Origin of the sequence: Comamonas sp. CMM03 (assembly GCF_019218715.1) — a bacterium.
Classification (GTDB): domain Bacteria; phylum Pseudomonadota; class Gammaproteobacteria; order Burkholderiales; family Burkholderiaceae_C; genus Comamonas; species Comamonas terrigena.
In genome coordinates this window covers 179,605-201,651 of record NZ_JAHUXB010000005.1, presented here as the reverse complement: position 1 = coordinate 201,651, position 22,047 = coordinate 179,605, and the positions used below count along the sequence as shown (strand labels likewise).

General features: G+C 64.0%; 21 protein-coding genes. 6 read left to right on the top strand and 15 right to left on the bottom strand.

Features of this window, described 5'->3' with window-relative positions:
- The first annotated feature begins 19 nt into the window (after positions 1–19).
- Entirely contained in the window at positions 20–397 is a 378-nt protein-coding gene (crcB, locus tag KW830_RS17705; RefSeq protein ID WP_066535425.1) for a fluoride efflux transporter CrcB, read from the top strand.
- Between the two features lie 154 nt (positions 398–551).
- Positions 552–1,430: a TIGR00730 family Rossman fold protein gene (locus KW830_RS17700; RefSeq protein WP_066535428.1), complete on the top strand. Its 879-nt coding sequence runs from the start codon at positions 552–554 to the stop codon at positions 1,428–1,430.
- A gap of 83 nt (positions 1,431–1,513) precedes the next feature.
- Here KW830_RS17700 and KW830_RS17695 read toward each other — a convergent pair whose 3' ends face one another.
- The 7 genes from KW830_RS17695 to KW830_RS17665 all read right to left on the bottom strand — a co-directional run bounded on the left by KW830_RS17695 (position 1,514) and on the right by KW830_RS17665 (position 10,431).
- Positions 1,514–2,719, bottom strand: coding sequence for an MFS transporter (locus KW830_RS17695; RefSeq protein ID WP_218333895.1), 1,206 nt, complete (start codon positions 2,717–2,719; stop codon positions 1,514–1,516).
- Positions 2,716–4,167, bottom strand: coding sequence for a DNA recombination protein RmuC (locus KW830_RS17690; RefSeq protein ID WP_083520390.1), 1,452 nt, complete (start codon positions 4,165–4,167; stop codon positions 2,716–2,718). The genes KW830_RS17695 and KW830_RS17690 overlap by 4 nt, the downstream gene beginning before the upstream one ends.
- Before the next feature lie 279 nt (positions 4,168–4,446).
- Positions 4,447–5,448, bottom strand: coding sequence for a D-glycerate dehydrogenase (locus KW830_RS17685; protein WP_218333894.1), 1,002 nt, complete (start codon positions 5,446–5,448; stop codon positions 4,447–4,449).
- Between the two features lie 57 nt (positions 5,449–5,505).
- Entirely contained in the window at positions 5,506–6,870 is a 1,365-nt protein-coding gene (locus KW830_RS17680) for an HD-GYP domain-containing protein (RefSeq protein WP_218333893.1), read from the bottom strand.
- Between the two features lie 97 nt (positions 6,871–6,967).
- The gene (locus KW830_RS17675; RefSeq protein WP_218333892.1) at positions 6,968–8,395 is read right to left on the bottom strand and encodes a sodium:proton antiporter; all 1,428 of its coding nucleotides are present in this window, start codon (positions 8,393–8,395) and stop codon (positions 6,968–6,970) included.
- An 81-nt stretch (positions 8,396–8,476) separates the two neighbouring features.
- Positions 8,477–9,685, bottom strand: coding sequence for a nicotinate phosphoribosyltransferase (gene pncB, locus KW830_RS17670; protein WP_218333891.1), 1,209 nt, complete (start codon positions 9,683–9,685; stop codon positions 8,477–8,479).
- Between the two features lie 227 nt (positions 9,686–9,912).
- Positions 9,913–10,431, bottom strand: a complete 519-nt coding sequence (locus tag KW830_RS17665) for a thioesterase family protein (RefSeq protein ID WP_066536181.1) — start codon at positions 10,429–10,431, stop codon at positions 9,913–9,915.
- 271 nt (positions 10,432–10,702) lie between these two features.
- Here KW830_RS17665 and KW830_RS17660 point away from each other — a divergent pair, with 271 nt between their 5' ends.
- The 3 genes from KW830_RS17660 (at position 10,703) to KW830_RS17650 (ending at position 13,485) form a co-directional block, all read left to right on the top strand.
- A complete protein-coding gene (locus KW830_RS17660) occupies positions 10,703–11,248 on the top strand; it encodes a phasin family protein (protein ID WP_066535441.1) in 546 nt (181 codons plus the stop codon).
- Positions 11,249–11,554: 306 nt separating this feature from the next.
- Entirely contained in the window at positions 11,555–12,604 is a 1,050-nt protein-coding gene (locus KW830_RS17655; RefSeq protein ID WP_066535446.1) for an extracellular solute-binding protein, read from the top strand.
- 122 nt (positions 12,605–12,726) lie between these two features.
- Positions 12,727–13,485 carry a 3-hydroxyacyl-CoA dehydrogenase gene (locus KW830_RS17650; protein WP_066535453.1) on the top strand — a complete coding sequence of 253 codons (759 nt, stop codon included), beginning with the start codon at positions 12,727–12,729 and terminating at the stop codon, positions 13,483–13,485.
- Between the two features lie 236 nt (positions 13,486–13,721).
- Here KW830_RS17650 and KW830_RS17645 read toward each other — a convergent pair whose 3' ends face one another.
- From KW830_RS17645 to KW830_RS17610, 8 genes are all read right to left on the bottom strand, one after another.
- Entirely contained in the window at positions 13,722–14,015 is a 294-nt protein-coding gene (locus KW830_RS17645; protein ID WP_066535456.1) for a FixH family protein, read from the bottom strand.
- Between the two features lie 83 nt (positions 14,016–14,098).
- Complete coding sequence (gene ccoG, locus KW830_RS17640) at positions 14,099–15,529, bottom strand: cytochrome c oxidase accessory protein CcoG (protein WP_066535458.1); 1,431 nt, start codon at positions 15,527–15,529, stop codon at positions 14,099–14,101.
- 70 nt (positions 15,530–15,599) lie between these two features.
- Positions 15,600–16,514: a cytochrome-c oxidase, cbb3-type subunit III gene (ccoP, locus tag KW830_RS17635; protein ID WP_066535461.1), complete on the bottom strand. Its 915-nt coding sequence runs from the start codon at positions 16,512–16,514 to the stop codon at positions 15,600–15,602.
- Positions 16,515–16,540: 26 nt separating this feature from the next.
- Complete coding sequence (locus KW830_RS17630) at positions 16,541–16,678, bottom strand: cbb3-type cytochrome c oxidase subunit 3 (RefSeq protein WP_066535464.1); 138 nt, start codon at positions 16,676–16,678, stop codon at positions 16,541–16,543.
- A 12-nt stretch (positions 16,679–16,690) separates the two neighbouring features.
- A complete protein-coding gene (gene ccoO, locus KW830_RS17625) occupies positions 16,691–17,314 on the bottom strand; it encodes a cytochrome-c oxidase, cbb3-type subunit II (protein ID WP_218333890.1) in 624 nt (207 codons plus the stop codon).
- A 15-nt stretch (positions 17,315–17,329) separates the two neighbouring features.
- Complete coding sequence (gene ccoN / locus KW830_RS17620) at positions 17,330–18,769, bottom strand: cytochrome-c oxidase, cbb3-type subunit I (protein WP_066535472.1); 1,440 nt, start codon at positions 18,767–18,769, stop codon at positions 17,330–17,332.
- 63 nt (positions 18,770–18,832) lie between these two features.
- Positions 18,833–18,970, bottom strand: coding sequence for a cbb3-type cytochrome oxidase assembly protein CcoS (gene ccoS / locus KW830_RS17615; RefSeq protein WP_066535475.1), 138 nt, complete (start codon positions 18,968–18,970; stop codon positions 18,833–18,835).
- Positions 18,970–21,414, bottom strand: coding sequence for a heavy metal translocating P-type ATPase (locus tag KW830_RS17610; protein ID WP_370626153.1), 2,445 nt, complete (start codon positions 21,412–21,414; stop codon positions 18,970–18,972). Before KW830_RS17610 ends, ccoS begins: the two co-directional genes overlap by 1 nt.
- A 108-nt stretch (positions 21,415–21,522) precedes the next feature.
- Between KW830_RS17610 and KW830_RS17605 the strand changes: the two genes are divergently transcribed.
- The gene (locus KW830_RS17605; protein ID WP_066535476.1) at positions 21,523–21,966 is read left to right on the top strand and encodes a universal stress protein; all 444 of its coding nucleotides are present in this window, start codon (positions 21,523–21,525) and stop codon (positions 21,964–21,966) included.
- Positions 21,967–22,047 lie beyond the last annotated feature (81 nt).

The following is a 22,047-nucleotide window of genomic DNA, read 5'->3' as shown; positions in this document are numbered from 1 at the left end:
AGACGCATACACTGCGGCCATGCAACACGCTTTGGCAATTTGTGCGGGCGCCTGCCTGGGCGCCCTGGCCCGCTGGAAGCTGGGCCAGTGGCTCAGCAGCCCGGGATCTCTGCCCTGGGGCACTTTGGCGGCCAACGCCATGGGCGGCTATCTGATCGGTCTGTGCGTGGCTTTTTTCCAGGGCCACCCCGGTCTGGATCCCGTCTGGCGCCTGGCACTGGTCACGGGTTTTCTTGGTGCCCTCACCACGTTTTCCAGCTTCTCCGCCGAGGTGGTGGAGCTGCTGCAGCAAGGCCGCTGGGGCATGGCCACGGCCTGGGCGGCATCGCACCTGCTGGCGTCGCTGCTGCTGACCATGGCGGGCATCGCCACCCTCTCCGGTCTGCGCCCTGCCTGAACTGCGGCACGGCACCGCACGCCATTGTGCTTTGTGCGCTTGTGCACGGCAGATGTCCATGCCGTCCAGTCAAAGAAATCCGCGCAGAAGCCTGCGCAGGGCCCTGGCTTCTGCGAAGATGGATTCCTCGATACACGGAGTTTTCTGGAGCCCTATGGACGCAACGCTTTCCCTGCACGACCGCTCGCTCGCCGAATCGCTGGTGGATCTGGAAGCATCCACCCAGGCCGCAGAGCAAATTGACCTGACCCAGCCTGACTCCTATCGCCTGGCATTTGCCGATCCGGAATTCATGGCCCGCCGTGAAACCCGGGGCATCCGCTTTCAGCTGGAAATGCTCAAGCCCGATATCGGCCAGGCCGAGTTCGGGATTGACCACACCGTTGTGGTGTATGGCAGCGCCCGCTTCGTGGCCCCGGATGTGGCGGCCCAGCGCCTGCTGGAGGCCAAATCCAGCGGCGATGCCCAGCGCATCAAGGCGGCCGAACAAGGCGTGCGCAATGCCCGCCGCTATGACCAGGCCCGTGAATTTGCGCGCCTGGTGGCGGAGCACAGCCTGCGCCAGCCCAAGGACCAGCGCATCTACATCTGCACCGGGGGTGGCCCCGGCATCATGGAGGCCGCCAACCGCGGCGCCTACGAAGCGGGTGCACCCAATGTGGGCCTGAACATCCTGCTGCCGCACGAACAGTCGGGCAACCGCTACATCACACCGGGCCTGAGCTTCAAGTTCCATTACTTCGCGCTGCGCAAGATGCACTTCATGATGCGCGCCAAGGCCCTGCTGGCCTTCCCGGGCGGCTTTGGCACCATGGACGAACTGTTCGAAGTGCTGACGCTGGTGCAGACCACCAAGGTCAAGCCCGTGCCCATCATCCTGTTCGACTCGGCCTTCTGGAAGAAGCTCTACAACTTCGACATGCTGGTGGAAGAAGGCATGATCTCCGCCAAGGATCTGGAGCTGTTCCACTACGTGGACGATCCTGCCAGTGCCTGGAGCATCATCAAGAAGTTCTACAACCTGCAGGACTGAGCTCGCCATCCCCGGCAAAAGCCCGTGCGCTGCAAAGCGCCACGGGCTTTTTACATGCCCCCGATGGGCAGCTAGCAGACCACTCAGCGCGGTGGCGGCAGCTGCGTGGGGTGGCCGGGCAGATCATCCCGCCCGATCAACCACGGCAGGCGTGCGCAGCTGCCCACCAGCGCGCCCACGGCCCAGAACAGGGCCGACACCCCGACCACCGCGCCCAGCGAACCGAAGATCAGGGGCATGAGCACGCTGGAGCCGTTGATGGCCATCATGCGCAGGCCCAGTGCTTCGCCATGGCGGTGCGGCGGGGTGATCTGGTGGATCATGCTCATCACCATGGGCTGCACCGATCCCAGCACCAGCCCCAGCAAGATGGAGCATGCCCCCATGCTCCAGGCGCCGGGCATCAGCGGGTAAAGCAGAAACAGCACCGATGCCAGCACCATGGCCGTGAACACCACCTGCCATTCGCTGATGCGTTCGGGCAGCAACGGCACCAGCAGGCGGATGGCCGCGGCGGCCATGGCGAACGATCCCAGAATGGTCCCGATCACCGAGGCCGACAGCCCGCGCTCATGCCCCAGGATGGGCACCACAAAGGTGTGCACATCCCAGCAGGACGACAGCGCCCAGTTCATCAGCAGCAGACGGCGAAAGCCCTGGTTCTGGAACAGGTCCCAGGCCGTCGCCGGCCTGGCTGCAGCGGCAGGAGCTTCCACCGGCGGCAGCTCCTGCACGCTGCGCGACAGAAACCAGGCACTCAGCGGCAGCAGCGCCAGCAGCAGGAACGCGGCGCGAAACCCGGTGGTGCTGGCGGCCTCCCCCCCGGCATAGTCAATCAGCAGACCGGCACAGAACGGACCGAGGAAATTGGAGATGGCCGGGCCAATGGCCAGCCAGCTGAACACCTTGCGCAACTGTGCCTTGTCGTGCGCACTGCGCCCCACATGGCGCTGCAGGGCGATGATGGCGGTGCCGGAAGCGCCTCCGGTGAGCAGTGCCGCCAGACACAGCACCGGATAGACCGGAAACGCTGCAGCGGCGCCGGCCCCCAGCACGGCAATGGCCACGCTCAGCGCCAACGGGCGGCGCAGGCCATGGCGGTCCGCGTAGCGGCCGGCTGGCAGCGACAGAAACACCTGGGTCAGCGCAAACAGCGCCAGCAGAAAACCGACCGATGCCGCCGAAAAACCTTCACGCAAGGCCAGCAAGGGGGTGGCCATGCGCATGCCCGTCATGCAGGCATGGATGGAGATTTGCGCCAGGATCAGGCGCAGCAACGCCGCACTCACTCAGCGTCGTCCTCGGGGCCCTGCGCAGCCTTCCCAGGCGCAGCGGCAGCGCTGGTGGAAGCAAGTCCTGGTGCGGAGGCCATGGAAGCTGCGGACCCCAACAAGTCGGCGGCATCGATGGAATCGGAGGATGCGGGACTGGGCAGTTCCTGCACGCCGCGCAGGCGGCGCTGGATGGCCCGGGTGCGCACGTCCACCTGTTCGAAGCGGCGCGCCGCAGCGTCAATGGATTTGCGCGTGGCCTCCACCACCTCGCCAAACTTGGCGAACTCGGTCTTGACCTGGCCCAGCACGGCCCAGACTTCGGAAGAGCGCTGCTCGATGGCCAGCGTCTTGAACCCCATCTGCAGGCTGTTGAGCATGGCCGCCAGATTGGCCGGCCCGGTCACCACCACACGGCTGTCGTTTTGCAGGCTCTCCACCAGGCCCGGCCGCCGCAGCACTTCGGCAAACAGGCTTTCGGTGGGCAGGTACATCACGGCAAAGTCCGTGGTGTGGGGCGGTGCCAGGTATTTGGCGGCAATCTTCCTGGCCTCGGCGCGGATGGAGGTTTCGAACGCATTGCCCGCAGCCATGATTGCCCCGCGCTCGGCCGCATCCAGCGCATCCTGCAGACGCTGGTAATGCTCCACCGGGTATTTGGCGTCGATGGGCAGCCACACCGGCACATCGTCCATCCCGCCCTGCCCCGGCAGGCGGATGGCGAACTCCACCAGCTCATCGCTGCCCGGCACGGTCTTGACGTTCCTGGCGTACTGCGCCGGGGTGAGCACGTTGTCGATGATGGCGCCCAGCTGCACCTCGCCCCAGGTGCCCCGCGTTTTCACATTGGTCATCACGCGCTTCAGATCGCCCACGCTGCCGGCCAGCGACTGCATCTCGCCCAGGCCCTTGTGCACCTGCTCCAGCCGGTCGCTGACCAGCTTGAACGATTCGCCCAGGCGCTGCTCCAGTGTTTCGTGCAGCTTTTCGTCGACCGTGCGGCGCATGGCCTCCAGCTTGTCGGCATTGTCGGTCTGGATGGCGGACAGCCGCTCGTTGAGCGTGGTCCGCAGTTGCTCGGCATTGTGCAGCGTGCCTTGTTGCAGCCGATGCAGCTGCTGGGCCATGGCTTCCTGCAGTTGCTGGAAATGCTGCTGCAGTTCCTGGCGGCTGGCACGCGCCTCGGCCAGGCTCTGCGCCATGCGACCGTCCACCAGCTTGCGCAGGCTGTCGCTGGCCGCTTGCTGGTGCTGGCTCAGCTGGTGGCTCAAACCCAGCAACTGCTGGGCCATGTGCTCCATGGCGCCGTCGTTCCTGGCCAGTGCCAGCTGCGTCTGCTGCGCCGCCTGCTGCAACGCCAGCAGCTGTGGGGCCAGTGCCGCATCGCCGCCGGCGCGCGGGCGCAATGCCAGCCACAGCTGCAACAACAACACGGCCAGGAGCAACCCCAGTACCAGCCAGACCATCCACGCGTGCACCACTGCCTGCTCCTTGCTCTAAAGAATTGCCAACTTTCCGCGCAAGATTGTCGTCAATTTCGGCATGGCACCGCGCCAAAAGCAGCTCCAAAGCGGGGCTCGAAGCCCACTTTTTCAAGAGGCCTGCTGCGGCACACCGCCAGGAACGCATGCCCGTCACACCAGGACGCTGCACATGGGTTCCCCACCGTGCGCCTGCCATCCTGCTCCGGCACAGCCGGAGCGAGAAAAGCGTTCAGCCGGGCAACCGCTCAGAGCGGTGGGATGTCATGCCCAACGCAGCGCACGCGCCGCGGCGTCCGGCTGGTTCACCGGCGTACGCGGTGCCTGGCCGCCCAGCACGGCCACCAGGTTGTCCGCAGCCAGCTGCGCCATGGCACGGCGGGTGGTCATGGTGGCACTGGCGATGTGCGGGGTCAGCACCACATTCGGCACCGTCAGCAGATCGGGGTGCACGGCAGGCTCGCCTTCAAACACATCCAGGCCGGCGGCCGCAATGGTCTTGGCACGCAGCGCCTGGGCCAGGGCCGCGTCGTCCACGATACCGCCACGCGCAATATTGATCAGCGTGGCCGTGGACTTCATCTGCGCCAGCTCGGCCGCACCGATGGTGTGGCGGTTCTCGGGGGTGAAAGGCAGCACCAGCACCACATGGTCGGCGGTCTTCAGCAGCTCTTCCTTGCTGACGTAGCTGGCCTTGCATTCGGCTTCCAGCTCCGGCGTCAGGCGCGAACGGTTGTGGTAGACCACCTTCATGCCAAAGCCATGTGCACCACGCTTGGCAATGCCCTGGCCGATGCGGCCCATACCGATGATGCCCAGCGTGCTGCCATGCACCTCGCTGCCGGCAAACAGGTCGTAGCGCCATTCCTTCCACAGACCGGCACGCAGGTAGTGCTCGCTCTCGGTCACGCGGCGGGCCGTTGCCATCAGCAATGCAAAGCCGAAGTCCGCCGTGGTTTCGGTCAGCACATCCGGAGCATTGGTGCCCTGCACGCCGGCAGCGGTCATGGCCGGCACGTCAAAGTTGTTGTAGCCCACGGCCATGTTGGACACCACCTTGAGCTGCGGGCAAGCGGCCAGCAGGGCCGCATTGATGCTCTGCGAGCCCGTGGTCAGCACGCCATCCTTGCCCTGCAGCTGCTGGGCCAGCTCTTCGGGGCTCCAGACCACATCGTCCTGGTTGGTGTGCACATCAAAGTGCTGGCGCAAGAAATCCACCACTTCGGGCGAGATGGCACGGGCGATCAGAATGCTTTGTCGGGGCATGGCGAGGGGAGTCTCCAGGTCGGTTCTCTGTTGAAAAATCACATCCGCAGCACACAGTCACTGTGGCTGCGGCGCATCGGGTTCCGTGGCCCCAGTGCCCTGGCCCAGGACTTTGCGGCTGCTGTGGATCCAGGTCCACAAGGCGCGCTCCGCGGTGGACTGTGCGGGCTGCGTGGGCGGCCAGCGGCGCTGGCAGGTGTCCATGCAGCTGTCCATCTGCCACAGCACTTCACGGTGGATCAGGCCCAGCTCGGCCACGCTCTCGGGCATCTGCGCAAAGATGGCGCGCCAGTCGTCCTGCGAACGCGGGTGGGCACCGGATTCGGTCAGGGACAGTTCGATGGCGCGCATGCGGGCATCCACCCACATCAGCGCCCGGCTGCCGGACTGCGCCTGCCACTGCTCGGGCAGCACGCGCTTGCAGGAGGCCCAGTACTGGAACACCGTGGCCACGGCCAGGCAATCCCGCAGCACCACCTCCACGGCCAGCGGCGCGGCGGCGGCGGCATCCCGCTGCAGCAGCGCCAGCACCGGCGCCACCTGCTCCGCCGGATAGCGCCGGGAATTCAGGCGCAATGCCAGTGACAGGCGCTCGCCGGCCATGGCCTTGTATTTGCCAAAGAAAGCCGACACCACTTCGGCCACCACCAGGATGCGCCCCATGGGCGAGATCGCCTCGCCCATCAGGTGGCGCGGGTAGCCGCTGCCATCCATGCATTCATGGTGTTCCAGCACCGCGTCTTCCACGCTGAAGGGGTAGGCGCCCATGCTCTGCACGACCATGGAGCCGGTGATGGAGTGCGCGGCCAGCTGGACACGCTCGCGCTCGGAAAGCCGGTACCCGGCGTCGGCCCAGGCGGTGGACATATAGAGCATGCCCACATCGTGCAGCAGGGCCGCAGCCGCCAGCCTGGCGCACTGGGCCTCGTCCCAGCCCGCACGGATGGCCAGGAACACCGACACCATGGCCATCAGCACACTGTGCTCGAACAGCAGGGGCAGCTGGACCTGCACCACCGTCATCTTGAAGCGCGCGGCGTGCGGCCAGGGCATCAGCCGCAGCGCGCGGCCCAGTATGGCCCCTTCGGCCCCCAGGTCGGCCGCCAGCAGACGGCCCAGCGGGTGCTCGGACAGCAGGCGCGTCATCTCCACATGCAGCAGGCCGATGTCGACCGGCTCGCTCACTTCCAGCTGCGCATCCAGCGGTGCCGGCAAGCGGTGTCCGGCCAGCAGCGCCAGCAGATCCCCCCCGAGCACCGTGCCCTTTTCCAGCAAGGGCGCTCCGCTGTCCGACACCACGGTCTGCGTCACCACCACCTGCCGCTGGCCTGCCATCTGGGCAATGGCGCCCAGATAGTGGACGTTGTTGTGCAGCGCCGCAATGGCGGTGGCCAAGGTGGCGTCGTCACGTGCGCTGCTCATGAAAAGCTCTCCGGCTGGATCATAGAAACGATGGTAGTGGAAAAGAGGCCATGGCCGGATCAGGTCCGCGCCCCATCCACCGCCCCGCGCGCCGCCATCAGCGGTACCAGATGAAGGTCATCACCACAAACAACGGCACCAGAATGCCGAACGACCAGGCCATGTAGCCGAAGAAGCTGGGCATGCGCACGCCCCGGTCTTCGGCGATGGCCTTGACCATCATGTTGGGCGCATTGCCGATGTAGGTGTTGGCCCCCATGAACACGGCACCGGCCGAGATGGCCGACAGCGTGGCCGCCATGCTGGTCATCAGCACCTGCGCGTCGCCGCCGGCGGTATTGAAGAACACCAGGTAGGTGGGCGCATTGTCCAGAAAGGACGACAGCGCGCCCGTGGCCCAGAAGTACATGGCCGGGTTGGGCGTGCCGTCCGGGTTGGTGACGGCGCGCACAATGGCGCCGAACGGGCCGTCCACCCCAGCCTTGAGCATGGCGATCACCGGGATGATGGTCAGAAAGATGCCGGCAAACAGCTTGGCCACTTCCTGCATCGGCCCCCAGCCGAACTGGTTGCGCTCGTGCACCACGGCCGGCGTTATCCACAGAGACAGCAGCGCCACCCCGATCAGGCCCACATCGCGCACCAGACCGGGCAAGCCCACCTCGGTGCCCATCACATCGAACACCACGGCCGACTTCCACAGCCCGCTCATCAGCACCAGAAACACGACAACACCCAGCAGCACGAAGTTGAACTTGCCATCAAAACCCAGCTGGGTGGGCGTGGCGTTGTCCGGCGTGGGGTCAACTGCCTTGCGCTCGCCATTGCGGCTGGCATACCAGCTGTCCAGCAGATAGAAGATCACCAGCAACACACCGACCAGAAACAGCGTTTCGGGGAAGATCTGGCGCAGCGTCCAGCTGAAATCCACGCCCTTCAGAAAGCCCAGGAACAGCGGCGGATCGCCCAGCGGGGTGAGCGAGCCGCCCGCATTGGAGACGATGAAGATGAAGAACACCACCACATGGGCCACATGCTTGCGGTTGTCGTTGGCGCGGATCAGCGGGCGGATCAGCAGCATGGACGCGCCCGTCGTCCCCATGAAGCTGGCCAGCACCGCACCGATGGCCAGGATGCCGGTGTTCAGCAGCGGCGTGCCGCGCAGATTGCCGCGGATGTAGATGCCGCCCGCCACCGTGTACAGCGCCGTCAGCAGGATCACGAACGGCACATACTCCGCCACCAGCGCATGCACCAGATGCACGCCGGCCGCACCGACTCCAAACGCCAGCGCAAACGGCAGCAAAAAGGCCAGCGCCCAGGCGGCGGTGATCTTGCCGAAATGGTGGTGCCACACCGTAGGCGCCAGCAACGGCATCAGCGCAATCGACAGCAGCACGCCGGCAAAAGGCACGCCCCAGAGCACGGACAGCGCAGCGCCATCGATTTCCGCCGCCATGGCGGCGCCGGGCAACAGGCCCGCCAGTCCCAGCAGGCCCAGGCCCGCGCTGCGCAGATACTTCATAGGGGTACTCCTTCTTCTGTCTCTTTGTAGTTGTGGACCGCAGGCGTGCCCTCTGTGCGCGGGGCCGTCCTGCGCACCCGATCATGCCGTGGGAGCGATGTCAAATACCTGACGCAGATACGCCAGGTACTTCTGGTCGTCGCACATGCTTTTCCCCGGCGTGTCCGACAGCTTGGCCACCGGCTGTCCGTTGCAGCGCGTCATCTTGATGACGATCTGCAGCGGCTCATAGCCCAGGTCGTTGGTCAGATTGGTGCCGATGCCAAAGGCGAGCAGACAGCGGCCATGGAATCGCCGGTACAGCTCGATGGTGCGCGGTATGGTCAGCGCATCACTGAAGATCAGAGTCTTGGTCAGCGGATCGACCCGGTTGTCGCGGTAATGCGCCAGCAGACGCTCCCCCCAGGCAAACGGATCGCCGCTGTCATGGCGCGCGCCATCGAACAGCTTGCAGAAATACAGATCGAAGTCGCGCAGAAAGGCGTTCATGCCATACACATCGGACAGCGCAATGCCCAGATCCCCACGGTACTCCCGCGCCCAGGATTCAAAGCCGTAGATCTGGCTGTCACGCAGGCGCGGGCCCAGCGCCTGGCAGGCCTGCAGGTATTCATGCGCCATGGTGCCCAGCGGCAAGATGCCCAGTTCCTTGGCAAACAGCACATTGCTGGTGCCGGCAAACTGCCCCGGTCCATGGCCCGGTGCGGGACGCTGTTCGCCCGCACCCAGATCGCGGCACAGCGTGCGCAGCACCTCTTCGTGCCAGCTGCGCGCAAAGCGCCGGCGCGTACCGTAATCCGCAATCTTCAGGTGTTCCAGCCCTTCGCCGCGCATCTGGGCAATCTTGGCCTGCAGCCGTGCGCGGCCTTCGTCCCAGTCCGGGCGGGGCTGGGTATTGCGGAAATACACCTCGTTGACGATGGCCAGCACCGGGATTTCAAACAGGATGGTGTGCAGCCAGGGCCCCTGGATGGTGATGTCGATCTCGCCCGTGGGCAGCGGCGTGACCTGGATGTACTTTTCATTGAGGCGGAACAGCCCCAGAAAATCCACAAAATCACTCTTGATGAAGCGCAGCGAACGCAGGTAGTCCAGCTCATCGGTGGTGAAGCTGAGGCTGCACAACTGGCGGATCTCGTCCCGAATCTCCTGCACCAGAGGGGCCAGCTGCACGCCCGGATTGCGGCACTTGAACTTGTACTCCACGGCAGCACCGGGGAACTGGTGCAACACCACCTGCATCATGGTGAACTTGTACAGGTCGGTGTCGAGCAGACTGTGGATGATCATGGAAAGTGCGCCCGCATGGCGGCGCGATCGAAACAGAGGGCACAGTGTAGGCCAAGCGGGCACGGGCCCGGGCAAAACCGCGCGGCGCACGCATGGACATCCAAATCACCGCTGATGCAACCATGGTGATCCTGGGCAGCTATCAAATTCATTGCAGCTGCGCGCTGGGCACAGCCCCGGCATGTCTAAAACATGCACCAGGCATGCACCAGATCTGCCCTGGCGCGTCAGACTGCGGCCGCTGCCGTGGCCGGCTGCAAGGCCTGCAGCACCCGCCGCAGCGCCTCCGGCAGCGGCTTGGGACGGCGCGTGGCGGCGTCCACATACACATGCACAAAGTGGCCGGCCGCCGCCGATTCCTCGCTGCCCGCGGCAAAAATGCCCACCTCATAGCGCACGCTGCTGCCTCCCAGCCGGGCCACGCGGATGCCGGCCTCCACCTTCTGCGGATAGGCCAGGGAGGCAAAGTAGTTGCACTGCGTCTCCACCACCAGGCCGATGGTGTCGCCACCGTGGAAGTCCAGCACGCCCTGTTCAATCAGGTGGGCGTTCACCGCCGTGTCGAACCAGCTGTAATAGACGACGTTGTTCACATGGCCGTAGACATCGTTGTCCGACCAGCGCGTGGTGATGGGCAGAAACACCGGGTAGCTGGAGCGCGGCTGGGCACTGGGCCGTGCGGTAGCAGCAGCGGCCGCAGAAGAAGCGGCAGAAGGTTGAGAAGAGGAAACAGGCTTGTCGGTCATGGCGAACATTGTGTGGCCCCACTCGCAAGCCGCCTATCGGGCAAAACGTGGTTTTGTGGTGGCGCAACACCGCGGGCACCGGCCGCCCATCCGGCTTTCTGTGTATAGAAAACCGCATTTGGGTAAATATTTGATGCAGCGCAGCAAAAACACTTGCGCGAAATCCGACACTGCATAAAATTCAGTCATGCTGCAGCGCAACATAAATTCTTGAAGCCCGCAGTTGTGACGCAACTGGCCAGCGTATGGCCACCCAACCTGGAGAACCACAATGTCCCTGACCGCTGACCAAATCCTGAGCGCACAAAAAGCCAACCTGGAAACCCTGTTTGGCCTGACTTCCAAAGCCTTCGAAGGCGTGGAAAAGCTGGTGGAGCTGAATGTGACGGCCACCCGCGCCGCCCTGAACGAGGCCGCCAGCCACACCCAATCCCTGCTGAGCGTGAAGGACGCGCAAGAGCTGCTGCAGTTGCAAGCCAACCTGTTCCAACCCCTGGCCGAAAAGACCGCCGCCTACAACCGCCACCTGTACAACATCGCTTCGGCCACCAGCGGCGAATTCTCCAAGACCTTTGAAGAAAAGGCTGCCGAGCTGCAAAAGAGCTTCTCCAGCCTGGTGGACAGCACCGCCAAGAACGCTCCCGCCGGCTCCGAAACCGCCGTGGCCGTGATGAAGAGCGCCGTGTCGGCCGCTACCAATGCCTTCGAAAGCATGCAAAAGGCCGTGAAGCAAGCTTCCGACATGACCGAAGCCAACATCAATGCAGTGGCCTCCACCGCCACGCAAGCCGCTACGGCCGCCAGCCGCAAGCGCTAAGCCCTGGACATGCCGACGCGATGGCATTTGACAATTATCTAGGGATTACCCTATAATCAAGCCATCGCCTGGAGCACCACCATGCTTCATGGCACCAGTTGTCTCCTTGGATCCTCTCGAAACCCCCGTTTCTTGGATCCTTTCAAACCCGGTCTTTGACCGGGTTTTTTTTTGCCTCGGCCAGGGCTTGCCGGTCGCAGTGCTTGATCGCCCACAACAACTGCGGGCTTGTGGTTAAGAAAGATTCGCGTTCAGACTATCATGCGCCCTCATTTCCTTCTTTTGTTTTGCACTGAAAGTCCATCCATGCAGCACGCTTTGAAAGCCCTTGTTTCCGCTTGTGCCCTGGTCGTTGCCGGCCATGCGCTGGCCCAGGAGCAGGTGGTGAACCTGTATTCGGCCCGCCACTACAACACCGACGAAGAGCTGTACACCGGCTTCACCAAGGCCACGGGCATCAAGGTCAACCGCGTGGATTCCGACGATGCAGGCATCATTGCGCGCCTGAAGGCCGAAGGCGCTGCCTCCCCCGCCGACGTGATCCTGATGGTCGACGCCGCGCGCCTGTACCGTGGCGAGAAGGACGGCCTGTTCCAGCCCATCCACTCGGCAGCGCTGAACAACGCCATCCCCGCCAACCTGCGCAGCAAGCCCGAAGCCGATGGCGGCATCAGCTGGTTCGGCTTCTCCACCCGCGCCCGGGTGGTGGTCTACAACAAGGCCAAGGTGCAGCCTGCCGATGTGGCCACCTACGAAGCGCTGTCCGACCCCAAGAACAAGGGCAAGATCTGCATCCGCTCCGGCTCCCACCCCTACAACCTGAGCATGTTCGGCGCCGTGACCGAGCACATGGGCGAGGCCAAGGCCGAAGCCTGGCTCAAGGGCATCAAGGACAACCTGGCCCGCGCCCCCAAGGGTGGTGACACCGACCAGATCAAGGCCGTGGCCGCTGGTGAATGCGATATCGCCGTGACCAACAGCTACTACCTGGCACGCCTGATGCGCTCGGCCAACCCGGCCGATGTGCAGGTCACCGAAAAGGTCGGTGTGGTGTTCCCTAACCAGGACAGCTACGGTACCCACATGAACATTGCCGGCGGTGCGGTGGCCAAGCACGCCAAGCACAAGGACAACGCCGTCAAGTTCCTGGAATACCTGGCCAGCCCGGCCGCCCAGAACTACTTTGCCAACGGCAACAACGAATGGCCCACCGCCAAGGGCGTGACCGTGGACAACCCCGCACTCAAGGCCATGACCCAGGGCAAGCCCTTCAAGAGCGAAACCATCCCGATCTCGGCCGTGGGCGCCAACATGGTCAAGGTGCAGCAGATGCTGGACCGCGTCGGCTTCCAGTAAACCGCCCCTCCCTGTGCAATCCACCCGGCCCTGGCCGGGTTTTTTGTTGCATTCACGGGACAGGGCCGCACCCCATCACCCCGCATAATTGACGTATACGTCACATACCAACAGGAGACACCATGGACATTCAAGGCAAGGTTTTCATCGTCACCGGCGGCGCTTCAGGCCTGGGTGAAGGCACGGCCCGCATGCTGGCCGCCAAGGGCGGCACCGTTGTCATCGCCGACATGCAGCAGGAAAAAGGCGAAGCCGTGGCAGCAGATATTGGCGGCGCCTTTGTGCGCTGCGATGTCAGCAACGAAGCCGACGGCCAGGCCGTGGTGGCCAAGGCCGTGTCGCTGGGCAAGCTGATGGGCCTGGTCAACTGCGCGGGCATTGCCCCGGCCGAAAAGACCGTGGGCAAGAACGGGCCCCACAGTCTGGCGCTGTACCAGAAGGTGATCACGGTGAACCTGATCGGCAGCTTCAACATGATCCGCCTGGCCGCCGATGCCATGAGCAAGAACGAGCCGGAAAGCACCGGCGAGCGCGGCGTGCTGATCTCCACCGCCAGCGTGGCGGCCTACGACGGCCAGATCGGCCAGGCAGCCTATGCCGCGTCCAAGGGCGGCGTGGTCGGCATGACACTGCCCATTGCCCGTGATCTCGCACGCAACGGCATACGCAATATGACGATTGCCCCCGGCATCTTTGGCACACCCATGCTGTTCGGCATGCCCCAAGAAGTGCAGGATGCGCTGGCTGCCGGCGTGCCCTTCCCAAGCCGCCTGGGCACACCCCAGGACTACGCCAAGCTGGCCTGCCACATCCTGGAAAACGACATGCTCAACGGCGAAGTGATCCGCCTGGACGGCGCGATCCGCCTGGCTCCGCGCTGATGCTCGCCGGCCGGCACGGCTAGCCGCTTTGCGCCTGCGAAGCGCCCAGCCCACCGGCCGACCCTGTGGGCGGCGACCGGAGGCGCTCGGCCTGACACTGCGAAAGCACCGCCAGCATCGCCGCCCACCGTTGCCCGCGGTTGCGCACCGTGTAGCCCTGGGCCGCCTGCCGACCTGACAGGCACAAAAAAGCCAACCGACCGGTTGGCTTTTTTGCAGCGTGCTTACCAAGCGCCTCACGGCTTCATGCTGGGCTGCGCCTCTTCCGGCGTGGCGGCGTGGTTGCGGCTCTGGAGCGCCGGGGCAAAACTCTTTTCCGGGTTCCGCAGCGTCTGGTTGATCTCGATGCCCTTGCGGTAGTAGTCCTCCTCGATCACCGGATCGGGACTGTGCACCGCAATCCAGAACGTGGTCAGGCCGGCAATCACCACGATGATCGGCCCAGCCAGCACCAGCCACACATGGCCAAACTTCCACCACGGCGCGGCGGATTTTTCAGGGCTGACTGCTTGTTGCGTTGTTGTCGTCATAGAACGTCTTTCTGGCGCCATGGAACGCCTGGGTCAAACTTCTCTGCGGTGCCCGGGCCCTTGGCCGCAGGCACCTGCACGGTTCAGCGGGGCACGATGAACACCGATTTCTCGCTCACCTTGCCCTGGCCGCTGACGGCATCGATATCGAAATACACCGGATGCGAACCCGCAGGCGCCGAGCCATACGGAATCTGCACCCGCACCGCCACGCCACGCGTTTCGGCGGGCAGCACCACCACCTCGGTTTCCGATGCTACCGCGATACCTTCCAGGCCATGGGCGCGTACCCGGTAGGTCTGCTCGGTCTCGGTCGCGTTCATCACCTGCAGGCGGAACACGTTCTCCAGCTTGCCGCCGGCGGCAATGCGCGCCAGCGAGGCGCGGTCGCGGATCACGTCCACCTTCAAGGGCTCGCGCAGCGACAGGCTGACCACCATGGCCGCGGCCAGCGCCAGCAGGATGCCGGAGTAGATCAGCACACGCGGACGCAGCACACGGCGCAGGATCTGCGCATGCTTCCAGCCCTGGGCCACGCCATTTTGCGTGGTCAGGCGGATCAGACCGCGCGGGTAGTGCATGTTGTCCATGATGCTGTTGCACGCATCGATGCACAGGCCGCAGCCTATGCATTCGTACTGCAGGCCGTCACGGATGTCGATCCCCACCGGGCACACCTGCACGCAGAGCTTGCAGTCGATGCAGTCGCCCAGGCCCTGGGCCTTGTAGTCCACATTCTTCTTGCGCGGGCCGCGGTTCTCGCCGCGCACCGGGTCGTAGCTGACGATCAGCGTGTCCTTGTCGAACATGGCGCTCTGGAAACGCGCATAGGGGCACATGTACTTGCACACCTGCTCACGCATATACCCGGCATTGCCATAGGTGGCAAAGCCATAAAACAGCACCCAGAAGATCTGCCAGCCGCCTTGCAGCGCCAGCAATTCCACGCCCAGCTCGCGGATGGGCACGAAGTAGCCCACAAAGGTGAAGCCCGTCCACACGGACAGGACGATCCACAGCAGCTGCTTGGTGGATTTCTTCCAGATCTTCTCGAACGTCCAGCCCCCCTGGTCCAGGCGGATGCGCGCGCTGCGTTCGCCTTCGACCTTCTGCTCGATCCACATGAAGATTTCGGTGTACACGGTTTGCGGGCAGCTGAAGCCACACCACAGTCGCCCTGCAACGGCCGTGAACAGGAACAGCGCCAGGGCGCAGATGATCAGCAGACCCGCCAGGTAGATGAAATCCTGCGGGTACAGCACCAGGCCGAACAGATAGAAGCGCCGTGCCCCCAGATCGAACAGCACCATCTGGCGCTGTCCCCACTCCAGCCATGGCAGGCCGTAGAAGATGATTTGCGTGAGAAACACCAAAGCCCAGCGCCAGCGCATGAAGAGGCCGCTGATGGAGCGTGGGTAGACACGTTTGTGCGCTTCATAGAAGCTGCGTGGCTGGTCGGCAGCCTGGATGGGGATGACCTTCTTGGGGGCCTTATCCTCTTTGATCGAAGTCATGGGGCAACTCTCATTCTCAACTCGCCAATGAAAAAAGGCGGCACTCGCGTGCCGCCTCGTTCATCGAGGATCAGTTTGCCGATCCCTGTTTGTGCGAGAAATTCCACACATAGGCGGTCAACACATTGATCTGGGCCGGTGTCAGCTTGCCTTCCTGGGCAGGCATCTGGTTCATCTTGCCGTTGGTGACCATGTCCACAATGGCTTGTTCACCCCAGCCATGCAGCCAGACATCGTCGGTCAGGTTGGGCGCACCCAGCATGGTGTTGCCCTTGCCGTCCATGCCGTGGCAGGCTGCGCAGGTGGTGAACTTGGACTTGCCCAGCGAAGCCTTCACGGAATCGTGAGGGCTGCCCGACAGGCTCAGCACATAGTGAGCCAGGTTGCGCACGTCTTCCGGTGAACCCACAGCCTCGGCCTGGGGCGGCATCATGCCGATACGGCCCTTGGCAATGGTCTCGTGGATGCGGTCGGGGGTACCGCCGTGCAGCCAGTCGCCATCGGTGAGGTTGGGGAAGGACTTGCCGCCGCGGGCGTCAGAGCCGTGGCACTGTGCGCAGTTGTTCATGAACAGGCGCTCGCCGATGGCCATGGCCTGGCTGTCCTTGGCAATGTCCTCGGTCGACATGGCCGTGAAGCGTGCATACAGCGGCTCCAGGTCGGCCTTGGCCTTCTCGACTTCCTTGTCATAGGCGCCGGTCTGGCTCCATTGCAGCTTGCCGGTGTACGAACCCAGGCCGGGGTACATCGCCAGGTACATCAGGCTGAAGACCACGGTGATGATGAACAGCCACATCCACCAACGGGGCATGGGGTTGTTCAGCTCACGCAGGTCCTCGTCCCAGACGTGGCCGGTGGTGTTGTCTTCGTCCGACACCACCTTCTTACGGGCCGTGACAAACAGCAGGATCAGGCAGGCCAAGATGCCCACCATGGTGATGCCTGAGACATATACCGACCAGAAATTGTTTACGAAATCGCTCATGGGATGTTCTCGTTCTGGTGGAGAAATCAGTCTTGATCAAATGGCAGCATGGCCGCCTCTTCGAATCGGGTCTGGTTGCGGCGGGCATAAGCCCACCACCAGATGCCCACGAAACACGCCAGCGACGCCAGCGTGGCCACGATGCGCATGGTGGTGATATCCATGACCCTCTCCCCTTACTTCAGTGCGGTGCCCAGACCTTGCAGGTAGGCGATCACGGCCTCCATCTCGGTCTTGCCCTTGACTTGTTCCTCGGCACCAGCGATTTCCTCGTCGGTGTAAGGCACGCCCACCGTGCGCAGTGCGCTCATGCGCTGTGCCACCACGGTGTGGTCCACCGCGCTGGTGGCCAGCCACGAGTACGCAGGCATGTTGGACTCGGGCACCACGTCACGCGGGTTGTTCAAGTGGATGCGATGCCATTCATCGCTGTACTTGCCGCCCACGCGGTGCAGGTCGGGACCGGTACGCTTGGAGCCCCACTGGAAGGGGTGGTCGTACACGAACTCGCCTGCCACCGAGTAGTGGCCGTAGCGCATGGTTTCAGCGCGGAAGGGGCGGATCATCTGCGAGTGGCAGTTGTAGCAACCTTCGCGCAGATAGACGTCGCGGCCCATCAGCTGCAGCGGCGCATAAGGCTTGACGCCTTGCACGGCTTCCGTCGTGGACTTCTGGAAGAACAGCGGCACGATTTCCACCAGGCCACCCACCGCCACCACCAACAGGATCAGGACGATCATGAGGAAGTTGCTGGTTTCCACCTTCTCGTGGGAAAAGCCCTTGTTATTAGATGCAGACATATTGGCTCCTCAAGATCAGGCGTGTGCGGGGTTCACGGCCACCACGGGCACCTTGACGGCGCGGCCCGAGATCGCAGTCATCCAGACGTTCCATGCCATCACCAGCATGCCGGCCAGGTACAGCAGACCACCCACCACACGGATCACGTAGAAGGGATAGGTCGCCTTCACGCTTTCCACGAAGGTGTAGGTCAGGGTGCCGTCGGGATTGACAGCGCGCCACATCAGACCTTGCATCACACCGGCAATCCACATCGCAGCGATGTACAGCACGATGCCGATGGTGGCCATCCAGAAGTGCAGCTCGATGGCAGGCACGGAGTGCATCTTTTCGCGGCCGAACAGGCGCGGCACCAGGTAGTACAGCGAGCCCATGGTGATCAGCCCCACCCAGCCCAGGGCACCGGAGTGCACGTGGCCCACGGTCCAGTCGGTGTAATGCGACAGGGCATTCACGGTCTTGATGGCCATCATCGGGCCTTCGAAGGTGGACATGCCGTAGAACGACAGGGACACGATCAGGAAGCGCAGGATGGGGTCGTCACGCAGCTTGTGCCAGGCGCCCGACAGGGTCATCACACCGTTGATCATGCCGCCCCAGCTGGGAGCCAGCAGGATCAGCGAGAACAGCATGCCCACGGACTGGGTCCAGTCAGGCAGCGCGGTGTAGTGCAGATGGTGAGGACCCGCCCACATGTAGGTGAAGATCAGGGCCCAGAAGTGCACGATCGACAGGCGATACGAGTACACGGGACGACCGGCCTGCTTGGGCACGAAGTAGTACATCATGCCCAGGAAGCCTGCGGTCAGGAAGAAGCCCACGGCATTGTGGCCGTACCACCATTGCACCATGGCATCTTGCACACCGGCGTAAGCCGAGTAGCTCTTGAGCAGACCGGCCGGGATGGCGGCGCTGTTCACGATGTGCAGCAGGGCCACGGCGATGATGAAGGCGCCGAAGAACCAGTTGGCCACATAGATGTGCTTGACCTTGCGGATGCCGATGGTGCCAAAGAACACCACGGCGTATGCCACCCACACCACTGCGATCAGGATGTCGATGGGCCACTCCAGCTCGGCATATTCCTTGCCGGAGGTGTAGCCCAGCGGCAGCGTGATGGCGGCCAGCAGGATCACCAGCTGCCAACCCCAGAAGGTGAAGGCCGCCAGTTTGGGCAGAAACAGCTTCGTGTGGCAGGTTCGCTGCACCACGTAGTAGCTGGTCGCGAACAGCGCACAGCCACCAAACGCAAAAATCACTGCATTGGTATGCAGTGGTCGCAAACGGCCGAAACTCAGCCAGGGAATACCGAAGTTGAGTTCGGGCCAGGCCAGCTGGGACGCGACGAGCACGCCCACTGCCATACCAACCACCCCCCATACCACGGCCATGATTGAAAACTGCCGAACAACTGTATCGTCGTAATGGACAGCATTAGTTTTTAGAGAATCCATCGGGTACCTCTTAATTAGCACTGGAAGTGTTCACCGTTTCGCGTTTTGGTGTGTTGACGATCATCAATCGTCACGAAGAATGCGCTCCCCTTCTTGCTCCACGCTCTCAAACTGACCGCGGTACACCGCCCACCACAGGGCCGCCAGAATCGCCAGCACCAGTGCTACCGAGAGAGGAATGAGTAAATACAGAATGTCCATCAACGGACTCCAAGAAGCGGGGGCGCAGCCGGCGCAGTCACAGCACGCTGCGCACTTTCAGCCGCTGCATCCGAGGTATGCAAAACAGGTAATTGCCGGGTCAGGCGCGCCGCATTGAGTACCACCAGCAGCGAGCTCAGCGCCATGCCCAGCCCGGCCAGCCAGGCCGGCATCCAGCCCATCACCGCCAGGGGAATGCTCAGCGCGTTGTAGCCGGCGGCCCAGATCAGGTTCTGGCGCACGATGCGCAGCGTCTTGCGCGCCAGCAACGTGGTCTGGGCAATCAGACCCAGGTCATCGCCCAGCACCACAAAATCCGAGCGGGACTGCGCCAGCGGCACGGAGCGGCCAAAGGCAAAGGACACATGGGCACCTGCCAGCACCGGGCCATCGTTCAGGCCGTCCCCCACCATGGCCACATGCCGGCCCTGGGCCTGCAGGGCCCGCAGGGCATCCAGCTTGTCTTCCGGCGAGCACTCGCCTTGCACATGGGCAATGCCAGCGGCGCGCGCCATCTGCTGCACGGCCGCATCGCGGTCGCCGGAAAGCAGGTGGATCTCCATGCCCGACTGCGCCAGCGCGGCTACGGTGGCCCGCGCTTCAGGGCGCAAGCCTTCACTCAACTCCAGAAAACCCCAGGGCTGCACGGCCGCATCACCCTGCTCGGCCGCCAGATACACGCACTGGCGGCCATCCTGGGGCTGGCCCTGGCCCGCAAACGGCCAGGACCCCAGACGCAGTGCATGCACCACGCGCTGCGGATCCTGCACCCGCGCACGCATGCCGGCGCCGGCCACTTCCTGCGCCTCCAGCAGTGTCCAGCCCGGCGCATCCACCGCCTGTTCGCGCGCCGCCTGCACCACGGCCCGCGACACCGGGTGCACCGACTGCGCGCCCACCAGGGCCGCCAGCGCCAGCACAGGTGCAGATGCCTGCCCGGCAGCGGGTTGGACCTGCAGCACGCGCATGCCGTCCTGCGTCAAGGTGCCGGTCTTGTCGAAGACCAGGGTATCGGCCTCGGCCAGGGTTTCCAGGGCCTGCAGATTGCGCACCAGCACCCCGTGGCGCGCCAGGCTGCCCGCTGCCGACAGCATGGCCACCGGCGTGGCCAGGGACAGTGCGCAGGGGCAGGTCACGATCAGAATGGCCACCGCCACCATCATGGCGTGGCCCGGATCGCTGGGCCACCAATACACGCCGGCGGCCAGTGCCGCCAGCATCACCACCACCAGGAAGGGCTTGGCCACACGGTCCGCCAGCTGTGCCAGGCGCGGCTTTTGCGAAGCCGCGCTTTCCATCAGCTCCACGATCTGGGCAAAGCGGGTCTGCGCGCCCACCATGTCGACAGCCACTTCGACCGGGCCACCCAGGTTGAAACTGCCGGCCGTCACCGTGTCGCCCACCACCTTGCGCACGGCCGTGGACTCACCGGTCAGCAGCGCTTCATCGGCATGGGTCTGGCCGTGCACCAGCTGCCCGTCGGCCGGGAAAGCCTCTCCCGCCAGCACCCGCACCACATCACCGGCCTGCAGCCGGCGCACCGTCACCCGCTCCCAGCCGCCATCGGGCAGGCGGCGCTCCACGCTGTCGGGCAGGCGGTTCATCACCGCCTCCAGTGCACCGGCCGTCTTGTCGCGCAGGCGCAGCTCCAGCCAGCGGCCGGACAGCAGGAAGAACACGAACATGGTCAGCGAGTCGTAATAGACCTCTTTGCCGAACGGCCCCGCCGGATCGAACGTGCCCATGGAGCTGACGACAAAGGTGATCAGCATGCCCAGCGCCACCGGCAGGTCCATGCTGATGCTGCGCGTGCGCAGATCGCGCCACGCACTGCGAAAGAAAGGTCCGCAGGCAAACAGCACCACGGGAATCGAGATCACCCACGAAGCCCAGCGCAGCAGGGTTTCCATCTCCAAGGTCAGATCGCCCGGCTTGGCGTCATAGGCCGGCCATGCGTACATCATCACCTGCATCATGCAAAAGCCGGCCACCAGCCAGCGCCACAGCGCACGGCGGTTTTCGGCCTGGCGCAGCTCGCGCGCATGGGCGTCGCGCGCAGGCAACACCCCATAGCCCGCTTTCTGGATGGCGGCCATCCATTGGGAAGGGCGTACCAGAGAGGGGTTCCACTGCACCTTGGCGCGGTGGGTGGAGCCGCTGACATCGGCCCGTTGCACGCCGGGCACGGTGCGCAAGGCTTCCTCGATGGTCAGCGCGCAGGTGGCGCAGTGCATGCCACCCAGCACCACGTTCGATTCCCAGAGGGGAACCTGCAGCGGATCGGCGACGTCGGCCTGCGCAGCGGGCGCACCTGCAGGGCGCCCGAACGAGCCCCACTCCAGCGGATCATCGAGCAGGGCGATGTTGCCGGGGACCTCCAGGCGGCCTGAATCAAGCACGGTCCGCTCCATTGCCTGCGATGGATTCAGGGTTTCGTGGGACATGGTTCAAGCGTAATGGGCGCGATGATAAGCGTATTGATGTGCATCAAGACCACCCTTGGCGATCGCTCTAAGCTTTGACCTGTCCACTTGCCATTAAGGAGATAACTCATGTACGAACGCATTTTGGTGGCCACCGACGGCTCCCCCCTTTCCGACAAAGCTGTCGCCAACGCCCTGTCGCTGGCCAAGCTCTGCGGTGCCTCGCTGGTGGCCTTGAAAGTGGTTCCCCGCTATCCGCGCAGCTACCTGGAAGGCGGTGTCACCGTGGACAACGCCGAAATCAAGCGCATCGAGGCGCAGTGGGCCGAGCAGGCGCAAGCCATGCTGGACAAGGTCAAGGCCGAAGGCAAAGCCGTGGGCGTGACGGTCAAGACCAGCATTGCCAAGTCCGACCTCGTGGCCGAAGCCATCATGTCGGCAGCCACCAAGCAAAAAGCCGACCTGATCGTGATGGCCTCGCACGGCCGCAAGGGCCTCAAGCGCCTGCTGCTGGGCAGCGAGACGCAGCATGTTCTCACGCACTCGCAGATCCCCGTGCTGGTGCTGCGCTAAGGCGCAGACCCCTGCTGGGTCGCTAATGCGGCCTTAATGTGACAAAGGGGCCGCATGCGGCCCCTTTGGTGCTTGTTTGTT